The organism is Nocardia carnea, assembly GCF_029868325.1.
GTDB lineage: Bacteria > Actinomycetota > Actinomycetes > Mycobacteriales > Mycobacteriaceae > Nocardia > Nocardia carnea_C.
In genome coordinates this window covers 1-2,633 of the sequence record NZ_JARWNW010000278.1, presented here as the reverse complement: position 1 = coordinate 2,633, position 2,633 = coordinate 1, and the positions used below count along the sequence as shown (strand labels likewise).

Here is a 2,633-nt window from a genome sequence, read left to right as displayed (position 1 = left end):
TCCGAGGATCTGCGCACCGTCCAGAGCGAAACCCGTGAAACCGTCACCCGCGAAACCGAGGAACAAACCCGCGCCGCCGGCCGCAGCCGGGTCACAACTTCGCTCCCCGGGCTGGGGCCGGCGGGTATCGCCACCGTGTGGGTCGACCTTCACCGAGGCCCACCCACAGGTCGTTTTCCGGGCTGTCTGCCGGCGTCGATTGCACGGAACAAATGCGGGGGGAGGTGCGTTTCAGCAAAGCATGGCGGCTCTGGCATAATCGACCGCCGTGCGTCTGCGAATCGCGCAGGCTCCCGCCTTAGTCGGTTCCGGTTCACGTTCGGCAGATTTGCGAGCGACCCGGCGACCAATATCGAGAGGACATCCATGAAGGCAGGAATCCACCCGGCCTACGTCGACACCACCGTCGTCTGCGGCTGCGGGAATACGTTCCAGACCCGCTCCACCAAGGAATCCGGGCATATCACTGTCGAGGTCTGCTCGCAGTGCCACCCGTTCTACACCGGCAAGCAGAAGATTCTGGACACCGGTGGTCGTGTGGCCCGCTTCGAGGCCCGCTACGGCAAGCGCGCCAAGAAGGCCGACGCCGACAAGTAGCATCCCCGTCAACGCCCGGCCCTGCCCTTTGCGCAGGCCGGGTGTTGTGTTTTTGGCGCGCTGACCTGCGGAGAGTGTCGTCGGTGGACCGGTCTGGACAGGTTCGAGGTGGCGCTGTTCGCTAAGGTTGCTGTGTTTTTGGCGCGCTGGCGCGCGCGGGGTTTTGGCCCCCTTGGTCCATGCTTTCCGACCGCGATACTCGCGGCTGCGCCGCATTGTCTCGCGGTCGGAAAGCATGGACGGGCCAAAACCTTTCAGGGCCTCGCTGGACTCGGCGCCGATCGGTACCTCGGGGTCGGTGGAGGGGGAGCCAGGGGTGCGAGGTGATCGACGCCTTATCGGAATAGTTGCTTGGTAGGAGACCGCATGGCCGAGAAGACCGCACCGTCGGCGATCGACGATGTGCTGGCCGAATACGCCGGGCTGGAGACGCAGCTCGCGGATCCCGCGCTGCACAACGATCCGGGGGCGGCCCGGCGGGTGGGGAAGCGGTTCGCCGAACTCGCGCCGGTGATGACCACGTACAAGAAACTCGCCACCACCCGCGACGATCTCGAGGCGGCGCGGGAACTGGCCGCTGATGATCCGGCGTTCGCGGCGGAGGTGCCCGGGTTGGAGGAACAGCTCGCCGAGCTGGAGACACAGCTCGCCGATCTACTGGCGCCGCGCGATCCGCACGACGGTGACGATGTGGTGCTGGAGGTGAAATCCGGTGAGGGCGGCGAGGAATCGGCGCTTTTCGCCGCCGATCTCGCCCGCATGTACATCCGCTACGCCGAACGCCGCGGCTGGAAGGTGGAGGTGCTCGACGCGGCATTCTCCGACTTGGGCGGCTACAAGGAAGCGACACTGTCGATCAAAAGTCGCGATGCCGCGCGTGACGGGGTGTGGTCGCGGTTCAAGTTCGAGGGCGGGGTGCACCGCGTCCAGCGGGTCCCGGTGACCGAATCGCAGGGCCGGGTGCATACGTCCGCGGCCGGCGTGCTCATCTACCCCGAGCCCGACGAGGTGGAAGAGGTGCAGATCGACGAGAACGATCTGCGTATCGATGTCTACCGCTCGTCCGGTAAAGGCGGCCAGGGCGTGAACACCACCGATTCGGCGGTCCGGATCACCCACCTGCCCACCGGTATCGTCGTCACCTGCCAGAACGAACGCTCCCAGCTGCAGAACAAGGCCCGCGCCATGCAGGTTCTGGCCGCGCGGCTGCAGGCCCTCGCCGAAGAGCAGGCCGAGCAGGAAGCGGCCGAGGGCCGGGCGAGCCAGATCCGCACCGTCGACCGTTCGGAACGGATCCGCACCTACAACTTCCCCGAGAACCGCATCGCCGACCACCGCATCGGTTACAAGGCGCATAACCTCGACGCCGTGCTCAACGGCGATATGGACGCCCTCCTGGACGCCCTCGGCGCCGCCGATCGCAACGCCCGGATGGCCGCCGAATAACCCACCCGAGCCCGCGGCGGTGCTGCACTTTCGAGCCCGGGCCCTCGACCGTCGCGGGTCCGCTCGGCACCCGCCACCGGCGCGCTGAGTGTCGCAGCACAGCGCCCGCACACCGGCTCGCCGGGTCGACTTCGAGTCGCCACCGAATGCGCTCGTCGTTTCGTCCGGAAACCCTGCCGAACAAGACGATGCCGCCCGGACTGCCCCGAACTGATCGGCTGCCGGTTCCGCCGGCCTCGCCTACGTACGGTCGACCCTCCGGTAACGACGTCGGCGAAGCCCGAGGAGTTCGGTCACATCTGAACCGAGTTCGTTTTCACGTCCGAACCGAACGTAACCCACGGCGGTGCCGAGTTCAGCGAGGCCCTGAAAGGTTTCGGCCCGGGGGGGGGGGGGGGGGGGGGGGGGGGGGGGGGGGGGGGGGGGGCCGGGGGGGGGGGGGGGGGGCGCCCCCCGGGGGGGGCGGGGGCGCCCGCCCCCGCGGCGGTTGCCCTCCCCCCCGCGCGCGCGGCCGCCCGTCCCCCGCCCCCCCCCCCCCCCCCCCCCCCCCCCCCCGGGCCGAAACCTTTCAGGGCCTTGCTGAACTCGGC

General features: G+C 68.7%; 2 protein-coding genes. Both read left to right on the top strand.

The genetic code is table 11. The annotated features are described in order from the left end of the window. Nucleotides 1–366: 366 nt before the first annotated feature. Entirely contained in the window at nt 367–597 is a 231-nt protein-coding gene (rpmE, locus tag QH196_RS27055) for a 50S ribosomal protein L31 (RefSeq protein ID WP_062977610.1), read from the top strand. Nucleotides 598–963: 366 nt separating this feature from the next. Further along, entirely contained in the window at nt 964–2,043 is a 1,080-nt protein-coding gene (gene prfA / locus QH196_RS27050) for a peptide chain release factor 1 (protein ID WP_280418662.1), read from the top strand. Nucleotides 2,044–2,633 lie beyond the last annotated feature (590 nt).

Coding starts and splice junctions, on each gene's coding strand:
- rpmE (WP_062977610.1), top strand. CDS start 367: ATGAAGGCAGGAATCCACCCGGCCTACGTCGACACCACCGTCGTCTGC.
- prfA (WP_280418662.1), top strand. CDS start 964: ATGGCCGAGAAGACCGCACCGTCGGCGATCGACGATGTGCTGGCCGAA.